The sequence below is a fragment of the Micromonospora sp. BS32 genome (assembly GCF_059089345.1).
Genome location: NZ_JBSSHR010000175.1, coordinates 1 through 380, shown reverse-complemented (window position 1 = coordinate 380; position 380 = coordinate 1). Strand labels below are relative to the sequence as shown.

The window sequence follows — 380 nt, the reverse complement described above, 5'->3', positions numbered from 1 at the left end:
CCATCGTCAGGTCCACCCCGGCGGCGAAGCCCCACGCCCCGCCGTGCACCACCCGGACCGCGTAGCCCAGGTCCGTGACGTCCGAGGAACCGGCCGGGCGCGCGTCCCGCAGCCGCCACGCCGCGCTGCGCACCCGCTCCAGCCGGAAGTCCGCGTGCTCGGCCCCCAGCGCCCGCGCTCTCGCCAGCGCGGCATCGGCCAGCGCACGCAACGGCAACGCCACGAACGACCCATCCACCTCATGCGGCACGACGATTTCCCTTCCTTCGCGTGCCCGCAGTGAACCACGCCCCGCCCGCCGGACGCGCCGGATTTGCCCACACCACGGCCGCGCCGCCGCGCCGCCCGCCCCCGGCTTCCGGCGGTCGGACCGGGGGAGC

The 380-nt window shown here is 77.4% G+C and carries 1 protein-coding gene; it reads right to left on the bottom strand.

The annotated features are described in order from the left end of the window. The coding region (locus AC5RWQ_RS30780; protein WP_494286097.1) for a PmbA/TldA family metallopeptidase at positions 1 to 250 on the bottom strand (250 nt) is incomplete at its 3' end. Positions 251 to 380: the final 130 nt, after the last annotated feature.